Raw genomic sequence first — 17922 nt, 5'->3', positions numbered from 1 at the left:
GATGGGCACCGCGATCCTGGCCACCGCCGCGGCCGTCCTGCCGTGGCGGGTACCGGGCCTGGACACGCTCGCGCTGGTCGCCTGGCTGCTGTCCGTGGTCGTGCTCACCGTGCTGCTGGCCGGCAGCCTGCGCCGGCCCCGGGTCGCCCTCGGGCACGGCGGCGACCCGGTGCTCGCACCGTTCTACGGCGCCCCGCCGATGGCCCTGCTCACCGTCGGCGCCGCGACGCTGCTGGTCGGCCGGGACGTGCTGGGCACGACCGCCGCGGTCACGGTGGACTGGGTGCTCTGGTCGGCGGGCACGGCGGCCGGGCTGGTGGCCGCGGTGACCGTGCCGTTCCTGCAGTTCACCCGGCACACCGGCGGGGACGGCGCGTCGGCCGGCTGGCTGATCGCGGTGGTGCCGCCGATGGTGTCGGCGAGCGGCGGGGCGCTGCTGGTGCCGTACGCCCCGGCCGGGCAGGTGCGGCTGACGCTGCTGCTCGGGTGCTGGGCGATGTTCGGGATGAGCCTGATCGCGTCGTTCGTGGTGCTCACGCTGATCTGGCATCGGCTGGCCACGCTGCGGGTGGGGCCGGTCGCCACCGCGCCGGTGCTGTGGATCGGGATCGGGCCGTTCGGGCAGTCGATCACGGCCGCCAATCTGCTCGGCGATGCCGGTCACGGGGTGCTGCCCGAGCCGTACGATCGGGCTTTCGGCGCCCTCGGCGTGCTCTACGGCGTACCCGCATGGGGTTTTGCCCTGCTCTGGGCCGGCCTGGCCGCAGCCGTGACGGTACGCGCGGTCCGGACCCACCTGCCCTTCTCGCTGAGCTGGTGGTCGTTCACCTTCCCGGTCGGCACGATGGTCACCGGGACGTCCGCGCTGGCCGCGCACCTGCACGCCACGGCCCTCGCCCTGATCGCGGTGCTCGGTTACGGCGCGCTGCTGACCGCCTGGGCCCTCGTGGCGTTCCGCACCGCCCGCGGACTGCGCCACGGCACGCTCGCCCGGCCCGCCTGATCCCGCCCGCTGGACCCCTGGCACCGCGAACCCGGTCGTTGCGGAAGAATCCCTGCTCGGATCTTCAGTGACACCCGGCCGCGCCTGCACCCCGCCCGCGCCGGCGACAGAGAGGAGGACCGACGTGACGGTGACCCAGAACGCACCCGCGGTCCGCACACATCCCGGGCCCACCGACGATCAGGCCGTCCTGATCGTGCACGGCAAGGACCGGACCGGCATCGTGGCCGCGATCAGCGCGGTGCTCGGCAAGCACGACGCCAACATCGTGCAGCTCGACCAGTACTCCGACAACCCGCACGGCGGCGCGTTCTTCCAGCGGACCGTGTTCGCGCTGGACCACCTCAAGGCCCGGCTGCCGCAGGTCGAGGCGGACCTGAAGGCCACGCTCGCCGAGGGTTTCGAGCTGGAGTACACGCTGCGCGACATGTCCGCGCCGAAACGCGTCGCGATCTTCGCCTCCAAGGACGACCACTGCCTGCTCGACCTGCTCTGGCGCCACCGCCGCGGCGAGCTGCCGGTCAACGTCGCCATGGTGATCTCGAACCACGCGGACACCGCCGACGAGGTGCGGTTCTTCGGCGTGCCGTTCTTCCACGTGCCGTCGGCCGGCCCGGACAAGTCCGCCGCCGAGGAGCAGCACCTGCGGCTGCTGCAGGGCAACGTCGACTTCATCGTGCTGGCCCGCTACATGCAGATCCTCTCGGCCGGCTTCATCGAGCGGCTCGGCGTGCCGATCATCAACATCCACCACAGCTTCCTGCCCGCGTTCATCGGCGCCGGCCCGTATGCCAAGGCCAAGCAGCGCGGCGTCAAGCTGATCGGCGCGACCGCGCACTACGTGACCGAGGCCCTGGACGAGGGCCCGATCATCGAGCAGGACGTGATCCGGGTGTCACACGCCGACACGGTCGCTGACCTGCAGCGCCGCGGCGCCGACGTGGAACGGGCGGTGCTGTCCCGCGCGGTCCGCTGGCACTGCGAGGACCGCGTCGTCCGCCACGACAACCACACGATCGTCTTCGCCGGCTGATCCTCTCGCGGCCCGCTGCCGGCCGGATCGGCGGCGGGCCCGCTGGTCGTCGCGGTCCGCTTTCCAAGATCTTTTTGTCGTGCGTCCGCCGGGGTACCGACCGCCGCTCCCGCCGGGACCCCTGCGGGCTTCGCAGGGCGCCGGCGCGCCCAGAACGCGAACCCCTCCGGGGCGACGCCCGCGGGTGGCCGCGGTCACACCACAAAACCAGCCCCGCAAAGCTCCCCGCAGGCGACACCGAGGAAGCCGCGCTCCAGAACCTCCGCGAAGCGCTGACCGGCCTCATCGAGGAATTCGGCGCCCCTCGGCACCTTGCGATCACCTTCGCCGGCTGAAGCCGGTTCCCGTGTCACTCGCCCTCGCTCTCCGAGGGTCCCGCGGCCGCGATCTCCGCGTCCGCGTGCACAGAGTCTGCCGTCTTGGATTCAGCGCTGCCACGTGCAGACATTCCGCCTGCAGTATCGCGGCCGTCAACGGCTAGTACTTAGAGGTACTAAAACCGTGTAACGTAGGCGGCGTGGCCTACCGGCTGGAACTCGTGGCGGAGGTGCGGGACTGGCTTCACCAGCTCCGCCGCACCGACCGGGCCAGTGCCATCCTGGTCGGCCAAGCGATCGCCGCGCTCCTCGACGAAGGCCCGAGCCTCGGCCGGCCCCTGGTCGATCGCGTCAAACGCTCCGACCTGCACAACCTGAAAGAACTTCGACCCGGCTCGACCGGGACGACGGAGATACGGATCTTGTTCATCTTCGACCTCACCCGCAACGCGGTCCTCCTGGTCGCCGGCGACAAGGCTGGGCAGTGGACGGCCTGGTACCGCCAGTCGATTCCTCTCGCCGAGGCGAGGTATTCGACCTATCTGAAGGAGAAGGGGGAGTCGTGAGCAGCACCCAGGGGTACGACCGCGAAGGTTTCCTCGCCGAGTTCTTTCCCGAGGCGGCGGATCGTGCCGAGGTCGAGGCCGGCGCGCAGGCTCTCATCAACGTCAGTCGAGCCCATCGGCTCGCCGAGATGCGCAAGCGGCTGGGGCTGACGCAGGCTGAGGTCGCCGAGCGGATGAACGTTCGCCAGGAGCGCGTCTCCGCCATCGAACGCGCCAAGGTCGACGCCAGTGAGCTGAGAACCCTTGCCGCCTACATCACGGCGCTCGGTGGACGCATGGAGATCGTCGCCGACTTCGGCGGCGAACGCCTCGTCGTCGGCTGACCTCAACGGCGGCGGTGGAGCCAGGTGGCTAGGTGGCGGGTCAGGCGGGGCATGATGAGTCAGGTCATCAGGGCGACCACCGGGATGATGGTGACGCCGGAGCGGAGCATGGCCGGCCAGTCGCCGACCAGGGGGCGCAGGGCGGTGGAGACCGCGGTCTGCAGGCACCAGATGACCAGCGCGGTCATCAGGAACTGCTTCCAGCGGACCGGGCCGGCCGGTTTCGCGGTGGCCGGGGCGATGATCGGGCAGGCCACCGACATCAGGGTCGCGCGGACGTTGCGGCGTACGGTCACCGCCAGCTCCCGGCGCGGCCGCGAGCGTACGACGTGATTCTTCGGCGTCAACCGTGACCTGCTCAGGCTCCCGGACCACCGGACGGCCCAGGTACGCGGCCGGGAAGGCCGGGTCGGCGAAGGCGAGCAGGACCAGCCCCACCCCGGTCGACCACCGGCTCACCCGCGGCGGGCCGACGCCCCCTGCCCGGCATCAGGCAGGCTGGGTCGCCGGAACCGAGATCCAGTCGGTGTACTTGCCGCTGCGGTGATCGCCGGACGACTGGCCACGCAGCCGCCGCTGCACCCACGGCAGCACGTGCTCGCGGTAGTACCGGGCCTCGGCCAGCAGGCCGTTGCGCGCGCCCGGACCGGGATCGATCACGTGCGCCGGCGTCTCGTGCCCGAGCGCGCTGAGCACCAGGCTGGCCACCCGCCGGTGCCCGGCCGCGTTCAGGTGCAGCCGGTCGCCCGACCAGTACCCGGCCCGCTGGATCTCGGTGTCGTGGAAGACGTCGACGAAGGTCAGGTCGTAGCTCTGCGCGATCGGCGCGACCGCGTTTGTCAGCGCGTCGCCCTTGCGCCGGAACTTGCTGCCGAACGGCAGGTGTGAGGACGGGTCGGCGCCGGAGAGCAGCAGCACCTGCACACCCTCGTCCAGGCACCGGCGGATCGCCTTCACGGTCATCTCGACCAGGGTGTTCAGGTCCCCGCCGGGGCGCAGCATGTCGTTGCCACCGCCGTTGAGCGACAGCAGCGTGGGCTTGGGGTCGAGCGCGAGCGCCGCCTCCAGCTGATCGTCGACGATCGGGCGCAGCAGCCGGCCGCGGATCGCCAGGTTCGCGTACTGGATGGGTTCGCCCAGCCCGGCCGCCAACCCGGCGGCGACCAGATCGGCCCAGCCCCGCTCGCTCCCGTCGGGCTGGGTGTCGCCCATGCCCTCGGTGAAGCTGTCCCCGATCGCGACGTACCGCATACCGCTCTCCCACCGGTCGTTCGTCATCCCGGCCACAGACTAGTCAGCGTTCGCGGTGACCCGGTGGCCCTCCGGCGACCCCGTGATCAACGACTCGCCGGCCAGCACCGCCAGCGCGGCCACCACCAGCACACCACCGGCCAGCGGGGTGGCCCGCGCGCCGTAGGTCTCGAGCACCCCGGCGCCGAGCAGCGAACCGCTCGCGATGCCGACGTTGAACGCGACCGAGTTGCCGGCCGACGCCATGTCGGTGCTGCCCGGCGCCGGCGAAATCGGCCACCCCGCGCGCCAGCAGCAGCGGCCCGAGCGCACCCGCCGCGAACCCGGTCACCGTGGTCAGGAACAGTTCGGTGTACGTGAACGCGGTGTACAGCCCGGCCACCGACAGCGTCGTCACGACGACCACCACGGCGTAGCGCCGGGCGTCCGGGGTGGTGCCGGTGGCCGCGTGCGTGTTCGCCACCTCGATCCGCGGCATCAGGAAGACCACCATCGCGTACGCGAGCAGCGCCAGCACGGCGAGCGCCCCGAACGCGGCCCGCCAGCCGTACTGCTGCCCGATCCACGTGCCGGCCGGCACCCCGAGCATCGGCCCCAGCGACGCGCCGGCGAAGACCACCGCGTTGACCCGCCCGCGCACCCGCACCTCGAACATCGCCGACACGATCGGCCCGACCACCGCCCAGAACAGCGCCTGGGTCAGCGCGACCACGACCCGCACCCCGAGCAGCACGCCATAGCTGGGAGCGAGCGCGGACGCGACCGTCGCGACCACCAGCAGGGCGAGCAGGGTGCTGACCAGTCGCCGCCGCGGCATCCGCCGGGTCACCCAGGTCAGCGGGAACGTGACGAGGCTGACGGTGACGGCGTACCCGGTGACGAGCAGCCCGACCGACGCCGCCGGCACGCCCAGATCCGCGGAGATCAGCGAGAGCAGCCCGATCGGCAGCGTCTCGGTGGCGACGTAGCAGAACGCGGACACCGCCAGCGCCACCAGCGCCCCGACCGCCGACATCACACCTCCCCGCAACCACCCCACCCTAACGACCGTCGATACCTCCCCGGCTGCGCAGCACGCGTCACGGCCCAGCGGCCCTCAGCACCGCGGCTGGCCGTGGCGGCCGTTATACGCACTCCACAAGGGCCCCCAGAACCAGCCAGGCAACCCCGGCTGGCCGTGGCGGCCGTTATGAGCACTCCACAAGGGCGGCCACGACCAGCCCGCGAGTCGTGACGTTTGCGGGGACCTTGCGCCGCCCGCACCTCTGGCAAACCGGCCCGGACCGGCCACGAACCGCGACCGGGAAGCGAACCCGGTGCAGGCCGGGGTCCGGGAACGGGACGGCCCGCCGGAGAGGAAACCGGCGGGCCGTGAGGCGGGAGGGGGTCAGCTCATCGGCAGGACGCGGGCGATCGTGATGGCTGAGGTGCTGCTGCCGGCCGCGGGATAGGCGATGCTGCCGTCCGCGTACGACTTCAGCGCCGTGTAGTCGTGGTCCTTGGCGGCGATGGTGAACTTGGCGCCGGTCGCCTTCCCGGTGCCGGAGTCGTACACCTGCGCCGCGATCGACGAACCCGACTGCCAGGTCAGCAGCATCCGCCCGGTGCCGTAGGCCGCCAGGTGCGGGTGGCCGGTGCTCGCCGACGTGGTGATGCTGGTGTCCGCCTTGCCGGTGGTGAAGTGCGCCAGCCGGGCCTTGCCGCCCTGGCTCCACGCCGTCCAGTAGCCCTTGGACTTCGCCAGCACCAGGTCCCCACCGAACAGCGTGCCGTCGCAGGTCCCCGCCGCGACCGTCCGGTACGGGTTGGGCCGCGCGATCCGGCAGTCGTTGTCGGTCGCGCAGACCGTCACGTAGTGGCTGGTGCGCGGATCCCAGACCACCCGCGACGTCCAGGCGTGGCTGCACCCCACCTCGAACGCGTCCCGATGCCCGCTGACCAGCGCACCGCTCGCGCTGACCACCTGCATCCGGTCGCCCTCGTGGATGTCGACGCAGCTGCCGTTCTTGACCGTGATCGCGACGCCGAAGTAGGCGGCGAAGGTCTTGCCGTCCGACGCCAACCGGCCGTGGTGCTGGTACCACCAGATGAAGCGGGCGCCGTCGTCGTACCCGGTGCGGCTGCTGCTCAGGTTGGTGACCTGGCGCTGCCAGACCAGCTTGCCGGAGGTGTCGAAGCGGATCATGTGCATGGTGTTGCAGGGGCTGGACTCGCCGCCGCAGAGCGGGGTGTCGCCGCAACTCCCCTTGCGGGTCAGCAGCAGCACGCCGCCGGTCTTGTCGGCCTGCACGTCCTGCAGGTCGATGCCCTCGAAGCTGGTGGGCGTGCCGACCAGCTTGTCGTCGCAGCCCAGTTTGCCGAGGTAGACCTTGCCGCCGGTGCCGAGCCAGGCGAGCCAGGAGCCGCCGTCCGGGCGGGCCGCGATGGCCATCGGCAGCTTCTCGGTGTCGCCCTCGCCGCCGTACCCGACGACCTTGGCGGACAGCTTCACCTGGGTGACCTTCGTGACCGGCTTGGCCGACTTGGTCCGGCCGCAGGCGCCGGTGGCGGCCGGCGCGGCAGCGGCAGAAGCGGCGCTCGCCGCCGGCGACACGGAGCCGCTGGGCGCGACCGACACGCTGGGGGCGGCCGGGGTGACAGCGTCGGAAGGGCCGGCCGAGGCGGCGGACGTGGACAACGAAGAAGAGGAAGCGGAGGAGGACGAGGTGGGGGACTTGGAGCACGCGCCCGCCGCGACGACGAGGGCCACGGCGACCGCCGCCATGATCCACCGCTGGCCGGCGCGGTGTTCTTCCGCTGCACGCATGTCGAGTTTCCTCATTGTTTTAAGCTTTTCTTAAGGGGGGATTAAATGGCACTGAACCGCAATCGGGGACGATGGCGACGGCCGACTTTACCGGTTAACCCGCCAATTATGTGAACCGGTATCGAGAAAGTGGCCGCCGGGAAACAACCCCGACGGCCACCATGGTCGAAATACCATTTTTCAGCTCGGCGGTGCCCCACTGGGCCGGGGTCCGCTCGGCGGCGCGCCACCGGGCCCGCCGGAGCTGGGCGCACCGTCGCTGCCGGCCGGGGCGTTCCCGCCGGTGGGCGTCGTCGTGGTGTCCACGCCCGCGGTCAGCGAGACGGTGTACCCGGCGGTGACGTCCCCGCTCACGGTGGGCAGCTGGAGCGCGCCCGCGTCGTCGCCGAACACGTTGTCGTCGTCCAGCGAGACCTGCGCGAGGTTGGCGATCGAGGCCTCGTACCCGGCGGTGGCGAACACCGTGTCGCAGGCCGCCTTCGGCATGGCGACCTGCGAGGTGGCGATGGCGTTCGACGCGCTGCTGATGCTCGCCTGATCCGGGTAGACCTCGAAATGGATGTGCGGCCAGCGACCGGAGTAACACGCCGGGAAGATACTGGTGAATGTCACCTGGCCGGCGGCGTCGGCGATCTGCACGCCGCGCAGATAGTTCTCCTTCGCGATGCTGGTGGAGTACATCGAGTACTCCCCGGAGCGGGTGCAGTGCCAGACGTAGACCGCGACCCCGGCGAAGGGCGCGCCGCTCTTGGCCAGATCGGTGATCGTCAGGGTGAGCGTCATCGGCACACCCTCGGCCTTGCCGCTCGCGTCGCCGAAGCTGGACGTGATGTCGCTGCGGACGATGCCGCTCTCGGTGAGCACGTTCGGCCCGTTCGACCCGTCACCCGGGTACGGCCCGGCGGTCTCGTCCGGGATCTCGCCCGAGGCGGCCGACGAGGCGGAGGTGGACGCCGGGGCCGACGCGGTCTCCTCGGCGGACTTCTTGCCGCAGGCGGCAAGCCCGAGAGTGACCGCACCGGCGCCGAACGCCCGGAACAGTCCGCGGCGGCTCAGGGTGCCCAGGTCGAAGTCCAGCCCCTGATCGAACACCTCGTCATCGGGGCGAGGCAGATCGCGACCTTCGTAGCGCGGCATATGTTTCCTCCGATTCTGGACAAACTACGCCCAGTATCGGATTCGGGAGAGATTCATGCCGACATTTCCGTTTTGATAAGGCCGACGGGTGGCGTCCTCCCCGGCCGGTGCGCATCTTCCGGTGTGCGTGCGGTTTTCCGGCCCGACGATCAACCCCTTTTCTGGTACGCGATGAGGTCAGGTCAGGGCGGCCAGGATCAGGCGCTGGGCGGTGACCGGCTGATTGCCGCCCATGGTCAGCGTGTTGAGCGAGAAGGTCACCCGGCGCCGCAGGTCGAGCGTCGCGCCCATCCCGTTGTTGTAGCCCGGCCGGTCACCGGACTTGCCCCAGACCTCCACGCCGCCGAGCCGGATCCGGGACAGCCCGGCGCTGTACGTCGCCGGACTGCCGTCCTCGTCCTCCCCGGGCGCCCAGATCGGGGCGTCCGACGGGACGGTCAGCATCGCGGCCAGCTGGCGGCGCGGCAGCAGGTGGCCGCCGAGCAGGCCGACCAGGAAGTCGTCCAGGTCGGCGGTGGTCGAGATGATCTCGGCGGCGGCCCACTGCAGGGTCGGGTTGGCGCGGGTCACGTCCACGTACCGGACCGTGTCGCCCTCGACGATCCGCTCGTAGCCGTGCGCGTGCGGGCCGGGGACGCCGAGCCGGGTGCCGGGCAGCGAGGTGGCGCGCAGCCGGAGCGGGCGCAGCACCCCGCGCCGGACGGCGTCCGCGTACGGCCGGCCGGTGACCCGCTCGATCACCAGCCCGGCCACGATGTACCCGAGGTTGCTGTAGTCCTGCCGGGTGCCCGGCTCGAACAGCGGCTCCTCGGTCCATTGCACCTGCGAGCCCGGTTCGAACGTGTCGTACCGGTGGGCCAGGAACCACGCGCGGTCCTTGTTCGGGATCGGCGTGCCGCGCAGCCCGTGCGTGTGGTCCAGCGCCATCCGGACCGTGCCCGGGTAGCCCTCGGGCAGCAGATCCGGCAGGTAGCGGCGCAACGGCGCGTCCAGCTCGACCAGCCCGGCCGCGACCAGCTGCAGGATCGCCGCGGCGGTGAACGCCTTGGTCATGCTGCCGATCCGGAACCGGCCGTCCCACGGCACCGGCCGTCCGGTGCCGATCTCGGCCTCGCCGGCCCGCCCGTGCCACCGCCCGGCCGCGCCCTCGATCCGGACCAGCGCGCCGCTGATCTCCGCCGGGAGCGGATCGATGGCGGCCGCCAGCCCGGCGGTGTTCAGCGGCGGGAGGGCAGACTCTTTCGCGGACGCGGGTCTGACCCCGGTGACCGCGAGCAGTCCTCCGGCGAGTGCCCCACCGAGCAGCGAACGACGATTCATCGGAACCTCCACTATGGCCGGTTGATCGATGACCACCCTTCCGCCTGCGCGACCCGCGGCCATCCGGGTCGGCCCCGGAGGCTCCCCCGATCCCGCACCCGTAAGGCCCGTCGGACTTGGTAGCGGAACGGGAGCGCCTCCGGGGCAGGTCAGGTCTCAAACCGCCACGGGGTCACGCTGAGCCCTACGGTGGTGACTCCCCGTACTGGTACGTCGAGAGGCCCCCACCGTGAAGCACCGCCGTTCCGTTGCCGTCGCCGTTGCCGCCGCTGCTGCCACCGCCACCGTGTTGTCGATGTCGAGCGCCGCCCTGGCCGCCGGGAAACCGAGCGCGCAGAAGACCGCGGCGACCAAGGACACCGACCGCGACGGCATGCCGGACAAGTGGGAGACCGCGAACGGCCTGAACCCGAAGAAGAACGACGCCCGCGCGGACAAGGACCGGGACGGCCTGACCAACAAGGCCGAGTACAAGGCCGGCACCAACGCCCGCAACGCGGACACCGACCGGGACGGGATGACCGACGGCTGGGAGGTCAGCTTCCGCCTCAACCCGCGGAAGAACGACGCGGCCGCCGACCCGGACGAGGACGGGCTGAGCAACGTCGAGGAGTTCGCGCTCGGCTACGAGCCCCGCAACGACGACTCCGACGACAACGGCGTGGTCGACGGTGACGAGGACGCCGACGAGGACGGGCTCACCAACCTGGAGGACCTCCAGCTCGGGTACGACCCGGAGGAGGCCGACAGCGACGACAACGGTGTCTCCGACGCGGATGAGGACGCCGACGACGACGGCCTGACCAACGCCCAGGAGTTCCTGCTCGGCGACGACCCGGAAGCGGCCGACAGCGACGACGACGGGGTGGCCGACGCGGACGAGGACCACGACGGCGACGGGGTCAGCGACCTCGACGAGTTCGCCGACGGCACCGACCCGCTGGACGGCGACGACTCCAGCGCGGGCGACGGCGGCTCCGACGACGACGGCACGGACGACTCGGGTGACGACAACGGCACCGGTGACGACGACGGCAGCAACGACGACAGCAACGACAGCAACGACGGCAGCGGCAGCAACGACAGCACCAGCGGCATGGCCGTGTCGGTCCGGGTCAGCGCGGCCGGTTCCGGGCCACTGCAGGTCACCGACTGGCGCTGAGCCCCGGCTACCCTCGCGCCGTGACAGATCTGCACGTCGAGGAGTTCGGCGCCGGCCCGCTGCTGGGGTATTCGCACGGCGTCTGGTTCAGCAACCGGGTCGAGGACCGGCTCGGCCTGCTCGACTGGTCCCGGCTGTCCGGCTCGCGGCGGATCGTGCGGTACCACCAGCGCGGGCACGGCCTGTCCCCGGGCGAGCCGGACCCGGAGCTCTACACCTGGCCGAGCCTGGCCCGCGACCTGCTCGCCGTCGCCGACCGGGTCGCCGGGGACCGGCCGGTGGACTGGGCCGGCTCGTCGCTCGGCACCGGCGCGCTGCTCTGGGCGGCGGCCCGGCGGCCGGAACGGTTCGGCCGGCTGGTGCTGATGAGCCCGCCGACCGTCCGGGACACCCGGGTCGCGGCGCGGCGGGCCTACCGCTCCGGCGCGAACGGGGTGGCGGCCCGGGGCAAGGCGAGCTGGCTGCGGATCGCCCGGGACTTCCCGAAACCGGCGATCTTCGACGACGTGCCGGGCTGGGAGTTCGACGCGGACGTGCCGGAGGCGCTGATCCCGGCCGTGATGCGCGGGGCGGCGGCCACCGACCTGCCCGGCGACGAGGTGCTGCGCACGATCACCCAGCGCACGCTGATCCTGGCCTGGGAGACCGATCCGGTGCACCCGGTGAGCAGCGCGGAACTGCTGGCCGGGGTGTTGCCGGACGCGCGGTTGCACGTGTCGCGGAGCTCTGCCGACGTACAGAATTGGCCTGAGCGGATCGGTGAGTTCCTGGCGGCCTGAACCCGGAGCGGTCTCAGGTGGTGGAGTGCTTCTTGCCGGTGGCGATCATGTCGGAGACCGTGACCATCCGGAATCCCCGGTCGCGCAGACCGGCGAACATCGTGGCCAGCCCCTTGATCGTGACCAGCCGGCGGTCGTCGCCCTCGTCGTGGGCCAGCAGGATCGAACCGGGCCGGACCGCGTCGACGATGTCCTTGGCCTGGCCCTCCGGGTTGCCCGCGAACATCTTCTCGCGCATCGCCTTGGACCAGAGCACCACGTCGTAGCCCAGCGAGTCGGCGGCCAGCATGGTGGACCCGCCGATGTGCCCGAACGGCGGCCGCAGCAGGGTGACCGGCCGGCCGAACTGCTGATGGATCTCGTCCTCGGTGCGCTTCAGCGTCTTGGTGACGCCGTTCAGGTCGAGAGTGGCCAGGTCGTCGTGCGCCCAGGTGTGGTTGCCGATCTCGTGCCGGTCCATCCGGCCGCGCACCAGGTCGGCGTTCTTCGCCAGGTTCTGGCCGACCATGAAGAAGGTGGCCGGCACGTTCGCGGCGTCCAGCGCGTCGAGGACCATCGGCGTCCAGCGCGGCGCCGGCCCGTCGTCGAAGGTGAACGCGACCACCGGCTCGGTGGTCTCCACGTAGTAGCGGACCGCTACTCCCGGGTGACGCACCGCGTCGAGCACGTCCGCTCCGGCGGCGTATCCCCCGGCCACCGGCGGCCGGTCCAGGCCGAGCCAGTGCGGGATCTCTTTCATACCGGCGGCTCCGACGGCCACACCGGCGGTGCCGGCCAGTGCGGTACGCAGGAACGCTCGCCGGTTCAGCATGCCGCGAAAACCCGCGAACGAACACGCTCCGTCACTGGCGCCATGGTCAAACCCCCGTATGCCCGGCATTGCTGCCATCGGAGTGTCGCCGATGCTGTCAAGTCTGCGGGCCCGACACCTCGCACCATAAGTCCCCGAGCCGGTAGGAACCGGACCCTTCCGAGTTAGCAAGATCACGTAGGGCTACACCATGGACTGCCGGTGGAGGCGCCGCTCGACGGCCGCCGGTAGCCTTCTGGACATGTACCGCTCGCCACACGTCAGGGTGTCGGACGCCGACCGCGAGGTGATCGTCGCTCAGCTCAGCGCGGCGACCGCCGAGGGCCGCCTGACCATCGCGGAGTTCAGCGAGCGATCCCAGCAGGCCTACGCGTCACGCACCTGGGGCGAGCTGTCCACGGTGGTCTACGACCTGCCCCTCCCGGTCCAGGCACCCCCGCCGCAGGCCTATTACCCGCCACCCGCCGCCAGCCGGCTCCCCCTGCTGGCGATGATCTTCGGCATCGTGTCGCTGATCCCGTGCGGCGTCGGCTTCGGCCTCAGCGGGCTCACCGGCATCGCCGCGATCGTCCTCGGCGCCCGCTCGCTGCGCGGCCCGGCCCACGAGGTCCCCAACGGCCGCGGCATGGCCCTAACCGGCATCCTCTGCGGCACCCTCGGCATCATCGGCCAGGTCGTCGTCTTCGGCGTGATCTTCAGCTGGTCCTGACCGCCATTTTTCGGTACGACTACGGAGCGCTCGTCCGCAGGCTACGAGCCGAGTCCCGCCCGTGAGGCCGTCGCAAGACCGTGGCAACTCCGGACCGCGGCGCGCCGCCAGGCCCTTGGCTGGTTCTCAGGGGTGCCTCGCACTCTTTGAGACACCCCTGAGAGCCAGCCGGGGTCGTGGGACGCGCTTCGGTCCGGAGTGGCCACGGTCTCGCGGTGGCCTCACGGGCGGGACGTGGCTCGTAGCCTGCGGACGGCCGCTCCGTAGGCGTACCAGATGGGGGTCTTAGCTTGGAGCGGTCTGGCCGGTGAGCTCGCGGAGTTTGGCGGCGATCCGGCGGGGGTGCAGCGGGTTCATCAGGCGCACGCTGGAGCCGATCAGGACGCGGGCGGCGTTGCGTTCCATGCCGTCGAGGATGTCCTGGGCGGCGCGGTATGCCTGCTCGGCCGGGTCGGCGGACGAGCCGGTCAGGTCGCCGGCGAAGACCACGGTGACCCGGATGCTCGTGCCGGCGAACTCGGTGCGCAGGCTCTCGGTGAGCTGCTTGGCGTCGGCCTTCGCAGCCCCGGGAGCGGCGGAACCGGTCCGGGAGATCTCGACCAGGTGCGCCTCGGAGCGGTGGCGCAGCATCGGGTGGAACGTCGTGGCCAGCTGCAGCGCCGCCTCGTGGCCGAACGTCCCGGCGCAGTGGATCACGCCGTCCACCGCGGCCCAGCGCTCGACGACCGCGCCCGGCAGCGCCTCGACCGCGGCCCGGTCGGTCAGGTCCAGCGCGTGGGCGGAGAGCATCTGCGGGGCCACCACCTGATGGGCGGTTTCGGCCAGCGTGGCCGGGTTCAGGTCGACGGCGGCCACCCGGGCGCCGCGCCGGACCGCCTCGAGGGTGACCGCACGGCCGATCCCGCTGCCGGCGCCGGTTACCACAAGTGTCTTGCCCGCGACCTTCATTACACCGCTCCCGCCGATGGAGGCGTCCGCGGCGGGGGGACCCGGCCGGACGCACTGCCCGTCTCGATCACACTGTCGCCCGGGGAGGGCGTCCGGGAGGGGCTCTCGGCCCGGAATTCCCCCTAAAGCGCCCCGGGACGCCCGGGATCGGCTCAACCCATCAGGCATCCACGATGGTGACGGGGATCACGCTATCTCGCGGTGATCGGGAATGGCAACGCCGAGATGCCAGACCGGCTTTTTCCGCTTTCTCCCGTAGCGGCTGCCGGAGGCGGGAAAGATACCGGCAGGTGCTGTGTGCGACGAGGGAGGCCGATTCTGACCCCGAACCCGGCGACCGGCACGCCGCCCGCCCTGCTGCGCCCGGTTCTGGCGGTCACCGACCGGCTGCGCACCGGCATGCGGCTCGGCATGGTGGTGCTCGTCCTGCTCGTGCCGGGCGCCCTGGCCACCGGCATGTACGCCACCGAGAAGGCGAGTGACCTGGCCTTCACCGGCCGGGAACGCCAGGGTGTGGTGGTGCTCGGCCCGATGCTGACCGCGCTCGCCGACATCACCGCCGGGCGGGACCCGGACCTCGCCGCGATCCGTGCCGTGGTCGCCGGGCACCCGGACCTCGACATCGGCGACGAGCTGGCCGCGGTGCCGGAGATCGGCAGCGGCGGGGCCGCCGCGCGGATCGCCACCGCCACCGCGCTGGTCACCCTGATCTCCGCGGTCGGCGACGACTCGAACCTGATCCTCGACCCCGACCTGGACTCGTTCTACGTGATGGACGCGCAGATCGTGCAGGTGCCGCAGGCGCTGCTGGCGGCGCTGACCGCGGCCCACCCGGACACCACGCTGACCACCCGCAAGGCGGTCGCCGCCAAGGCGGTGCTGGCCGGCCGGCTCGAGGGTGTCGCGGACGCGCTGCGCCGGGACGTGGTCACCGCCACGAAGCACACCGACAGCGCCGGGCTGGCCGACCGGCTCGCCACCGTGCAGGCGCTGGCCGACGCGATCATCACGCTGGACCAGGCGATCACCGAGACGCTCAGCTCGCCCCTGGCCGGCGATCCGGTCGCGGTCGCGACGGCGGCGACCGCGACCGTGGCCCCGTTGACCGGCGTCCTCACCGAGCTGCTCACCGGCCGGACGGACGAGGACTCCCGGGAGCGTGGCCTGGTCGTCGGCATCTCGCTGGGCGGGTTCCTGCTGGCGCTGTGGTGCGCGGCCGGGGTGCTCTGGCGGACCAGCCACGACGTGCTGCAGATGGTGGACGCGGTGACCGCGATCGCCGGCTCCGACCTGGCGCCCCGCCCGCTGCCCGAGGGCCGCGACGAGATGGGTGACATCGGCCGGGCCCTGGTGGTGGCCCGGGCCCGGCTGCAGGAGCAGGACGACGCCCTGGTGCAGGCCGAGGTGGCCCGGGAGCAGCAGCTGCGGGCCGGTTTCCTGCACCAGCGGCAGGCCGAGACCCAGTTCCGCCGGCGCACCCAGGAGATCATCGACGAGTCGACCACGGTGATCGCCGAGGAGCTGCGGCAGGTGACCGACAAGGTCAGCGAGGTGCGTACCGCGGCCGAGGTGATCGACGACCGGATCAGCGTGACGGACGCCGCGACCAGCACGATCGTCGGCCAGGCGCACGACGCCGAGCGGGTCATCGCGTCACTGGAGGCGAGCCTGCGCCGGGACACCACCGCGATGTCCGAGACGATCAGCACGATGATCGAGGGCATCGGCGGGGTCGGCCACGCGGCCACCTCGCTGCGCACGGTCGCCGCCGATCAGGGCGAGCTGGTCGAGCGGCTCTCCGTGCAGATGACCGACACGCTGGGCCGGGTCGACGAGATGACCGACCTGGCCAGCCGCCTCGAGCGGCGCGAGCACGACCGGATCGCGGCGGCCGGCAAGGTCGCGCTGCGCCGGGCCGGTGGTACGTCGACGCCGGCCATCCTGATCAACTTCAGTGCGGGCGGCCTGCGCTGCATCGTGACCGGCGACGCCCCGTACACCGAGGGCGCCACCGCGGACGCCGAGCTGACCGGCAAGACCGGCAGCACGCTCACCGTGCATGCCCGGGTGGTCAACGTGGTCGACTCACCCGGGCAGCAGGAGATCGGCTTGCAGTTCCTGGTCACCGACGACGCGATGGGCCAGCAACTGGTGTCGTTCGCCGAACAGATGGTGGGTTGATCAGCGGCGGATGAAGGCGCTTTGCGGGGCGCTCTTCGCCAGCGCCGGAGCCGGGGCCGTCGTCGTCCAGTCCGGGTGGCCGGGCATCGGCGGGGTCTTGGTGCCGAAGAGCCAGTCGTTCAGGAAGCCCCGCAGGTCCTGGTGCGAGACCTTGGAGGCGAGCGCGATGAAGTCCCGCGCGCCGACCGACTTGCCGCGGTTCGTGGCGACCCAGGCCCGCTCGAGCGCCTCGAACTTCTTCACGCCGATCTTCTGCTGCAGCGCGTACAGGACGAGCGCGCCACCGTCGTACACATTGGGGTTGAAGACGTCCCAGATCGAGTCGGCCTTCAGCGGGTGGGCGACCGGGCCGTACTTGGTCCGGTACTGGTCACCGCGGGTGTAGACATCCTTGAAGTACGCCTCCCGGCTGGTGTAGCCGGTGTAGTCCTCGAGCTGACCGGTCTCGTCGGCGTAGAGCAGCTCGTACCAGGTGGCGTGTCCCTCGCTCTGCCAGACGTCGCTCCAGGTCACCGGCGCCACGCTGTCGCCGAACCACATGTGCGCCAGTTCGTGCGTCATGATCGGGTCGAGGATGTACGACGGCAGCCCGAACAGCCCGGTGTCGTAGAGCGAGAGCGTCTGCGTCTCCAGGGCGAAGCCCAGATCCGCGTCGATGATCAGGGAGCCGTACTCCTCGAACGGGTACCTGCCCACCTTGCCGGTCATCCAGGACAGCTGCGAACGCTCCACCTCGATCTTGGGGAGCAGCTCGGCGGCGAGCCGGGTCGGCACCACGTCGCGGATCGGCACGCCGCCGACCGCCGGGCGCGTCTGCACGGTGAACGCGCCGACGGCGAGCTGGATCAGCTCGCTGGCCATCGGCTTCGCCTCGCGGTACGTCGAGGTCACGGTCGCGCCGCGGGTCTTGTCCCGGACGTGCCGGCCGTTGGCGACCGCGGTCCAGCCGGCCGGGCGGGTCATCGAGATGGTGTACGACGCCATGTCGCTCGGGTGGTCGTTGCTCGGGAACAGCTGGTGCGACTGGTCCGGCTGACCGGCCATGATGGTGCCGTCCGGGGTGGTGACGAACCCGGCCGGCGAGTCGGCGTTGGCCGGGATCGGGGTGGCGGTGAAGCCGCTGACCGTCACCCAGAACCGCTTGCCCTTGTGCAGGTCGCGGGCCGGGGTGACGACGAGCTCGTCGCCGGACCGGCTGAACGTGGCGGGACGGCCGTTGACCGCGACCGTGCCGACCGCGTCACCGCCGAAGTCGAGGTCGAAACGGGACAGGTTCTGGGTGGCCACCGCGGTGATGGTGACGTCACCGGTGACGGTCTGCTTGGGGTCCTTCTCCGGGTACCGGATCCGGAGGTCGTAGTCCTGCACGTCGTACCCGCCGTTGCCGAGCAGCGGGTAGAGCCGGTCGCCGAGGCCGGCCGAGCCGGGTGTGGCTGGGCCACCTCCCGCATACGCCGGGACGGCCGTACCGGCCACCGCGAGCAGCGCGGTGACGCCGGCCGCGAGCAGCGTCGAGAGACGCTTTTCGATTAGGTCACTCATGGCCGCCGACGCTACGCCGACACCTGTCGATGTG

The 17922-nt window shown here is 71.5% G+C and carries 18 protein-coding genes; 9 read left to right on the top strand and 9 right to left on the bottom strand.

What is annotated here, in order from left to right; all coding sequences use genetic code 11:
• The 4 genes from ADL15_RS37520 to ADL15_RS37505 form a co-directional block, all read left to right on the top strand.
• Window positions 1-1003 (top strand): TDT family transporter (locus tag ADL15_RS37520; RefSeq protein WP_067701689.1); only part of this gene is annotated, 1003 nt, incomplete at its 5' end.
• A gap of 124 nt (window positions 1004-1127) precedes the next feature.
• Complete coding sequence (gene purU / locus ADL15_RS37515) at window positions 1128-2036, top strand: formyltetrahydrofolate deformylase (RefSeq protein WP_067701687.1); 909 nt, start codon at window positions 1128-1130, stop codon at window positions 2034-2036.
• Window positions 2037-2553: 517 nt separating this feature from the next.
• Window positions 2554-2919, top strand: a complete 366-nt coding sequence (locus ADL15_RS37510) for a type II toxin-antitoxin system RelE/ParE family toxin (protein WP_067701685.1) — start codon at window positions 2554-2556, stop codon at window positions 2917-2919.
• Entirely contained in the window at window positions 2916-3242 is a 327-nt protein-coding gene (locus ADL15_RS37505) for an XRE family transcriptional regulator (RefSeq protein WP_067701683.1), read from the top strand. Before ADL15_RS37510 ends, ADL15_RS37505 begins: the two co-directional genes overlap by 4 nt.
• A 59-nt stretch (window positions 3243-3301) precedes the next feature.
• On the opposite strand, the gene ADL15_RS37500 is transcribed toward ADL15_RS37505, so the two are convergent.
• From ADL15_RS37500 to ADL15_RS37485, 4 genes are all read right to left on the bottom strand, one after another.
• A complete protein-coding gene (locus tag ADL15_RS37500; protein WP_157441841.1) occupies window positions 3302-3538 on the bottom strand; it encodes a hypothetical protein in 237 nt (78 codons plus the stop codon).
• 193 nt (window positions 3539-3731) lie between these two features.
• Entirely contained in the window at window positions 3732-4520 is a 789-nt protein-coding gene (locus ADL15_RS37495; RefSeq protein WP_232344785.1) for an SGNH/GDSL hydrolase family protein, read from the bottom strand.
• 16 nt (window positions 4521-4536) lie between these two features.
• Window positions 4537-5508, bottom strand: coding sequence for an MFS transporter (locus ADL15_RS37490; RefSeq protein WP_067701679.1), 972 nt, complete (start codon window positions 5506-5508; stop codon window positions 4537-4539).
• Window positions 5509-5880: 372 nt separating this feature from the next.
• The gene (locus tag ADL15_RS37485; protein ID WP_232344784.1) at window positions 5881-6984 is read right to left on the bottom strand and encodes a hypothetical protein; all 1104 of its coding nucleotides are present in this window, start codon (window positions 6982-6984) and stop codon (window positions 5881-5883) included.
• A 4-nt stretch (window positions 6985-6988) separates the two neighbouring features.
• Between ADL15_RS37485 and ADL15_RS55960 the strand changes: the two genes are divergently transcribed.
• A complete protein-coding gene (locus ADL15_RS55960; protein ID WP_232344783.1) occupies window positions 6989-7333 on the top strand; it encodes a hypothetical protein in 345 nt (114 codons plus the stop codon).
• A gap of 146 nt (window positions 7334-7479) precedes the next feature.
• On the opposite strand, the gene ADL15_RS37480 is transcribed toward ADL15_RS55960, so the two are convergent.
• On the bottom strand, window positions 7480-8436 hold the full coding sequence (locus ADL15_RS37480) for an intradiol ring-cleavage dioxygenase (protein WP_067701674.1): 957 nt from the start codon (window positions 8434-8436) through the stop codon (window positions 7480-7482).
• A gap of 177 nt (window positions 8437-8613) precedes the next feature.
• On the bottom strand, window positions 8614-9756 hold the full coding sequence (locus ADL15_RS37475; RefSeq protein WP_067701671.1) for a serine hydrolase domain-containing protein: 1143 nt from the start codon (window positions 9754-9756) through the stop codon (window positions 8614-8616).
• Between the two features lie 295 nt (window positions 9757-10051).
• On the opposite strand from ADL15_RS37475, the gene ADL15_RS37470 reads away from it, so the two are divergent.
• Together ADL15_RS37470 and ADL15_RS37465 are read left to right on the top strand one after the other, a co-directional pair.
• Window positions 10052-10918 carry a Midasin gene (locus ADL15_RS37470; protein ID WP_067701667.1) on the top strand — a complete coding sequence of 289 codons (867 nt, stop codon included), beginning with the start codon at window positions 10052-10054 and terminating at the stop codon, window positions 10916-10918.
• A gap of 20 nt (window positions 10919-10938) precedes the next feature.
• Window positions 10939-11697, top strand: a complete 759-nt coding sequence (locus tag ADL15_RS37465) for an alpha/beta fold hydrolase (protein ID WP_067701665.1) — start codon at window positions 10939-10941, stop codon at window positions 11695-11697.
• 13 nt (window positions 11698-11710) lie between these two features.
• Here the strand turns inward: ADL15_RS37465 and ADL15_RS37460 are convergent, their stop codons facing one another.
• Complete coding sequence (locus ADL15_RS37460; RefSeq protein ID WP_067701658.1) at window positions 11711-12508, bottom strand: polysaccharide deacetylase family protein; 798 nt, start codon at window positions 12506-12508, stop codon at window positions 11711-11713.
• Window positions 12509-12749: 241 nt separating this feature from the next.
• On the opposite strand from ADL15_RS37460, the gene ADL15_RS37455 reads away from it, so the two are divergent.
• A complete protein-coding gene (locus ADL15_RS37455; RefSeq protein WP_198171183.1) occupies window positions 12750-13217 on the top strand; it encodes a DUF1707 and DUF4190 domain-containing protein in 468 nt (155 codons plus the stop codon).
• Between the two features lie 285 nt (window positions 13218-13502).
• On the opposite strand, the gene ADL15_RS37450 is transcribed toward ADL15_RS37455, so the two are convergent.
• A complete protein-coding gene (locus ADL15_RS37450) occupies window positions 13503-14165 on the bottom strand; it encodes an SDR family NAD(P)-dependent oxidoreductase (RefSeq protein ID WP_067701653.1) in 663 nt (220 codons plus the stop codon).
• Between the two features lie 297 nt (window positions 14166-14462).
• On the opposite strand from ADL15_RS37450, the gene ADL15_RS56655 reads away from it, so the two are divergent.
• Window positions 14463-16346, top strand: a complete 1884-nt coding sequence (locus tag ADL15_RS56655; protein ID WP_067701650.1) for a methyl-accepting chemotaxis protein — start codon at window positions 14463-14465, stop codon at window positions 16344-16346.
• Here ADL15_RS56655 and ADL15_RS37440 read toward each other — a convergent pair whose 3' ends face one another.
• On the bottom strand, window positions 16347-17888 hold the full coding sequence (locus tag ADL15_RS37440; protein ID WP_067701647.1) for a M1 family metallopeptidase: 1542 nt from the start codon (window positions 17886-17888) through the stop codon (window positions 16347-16349).
• Window positions 17889-17922: the final 34 nt, after the last annotated feature.

The sequence above is a fragment of the Actinoplanes awajinensis subsp. mycoplanecinus genome, from assembly GCF_001509495.1.
GTDB classification, from domain to species: domain Bacteria; phylum Actinomycetota; class Actinomycetes; order Mycobacteriales; family Micromonosporaceae; genus Actinoplanes; species Actinoplanes palleronii.
This window is presented reverse-complemented; position numbering and strand designations above follow the sequence as displayed.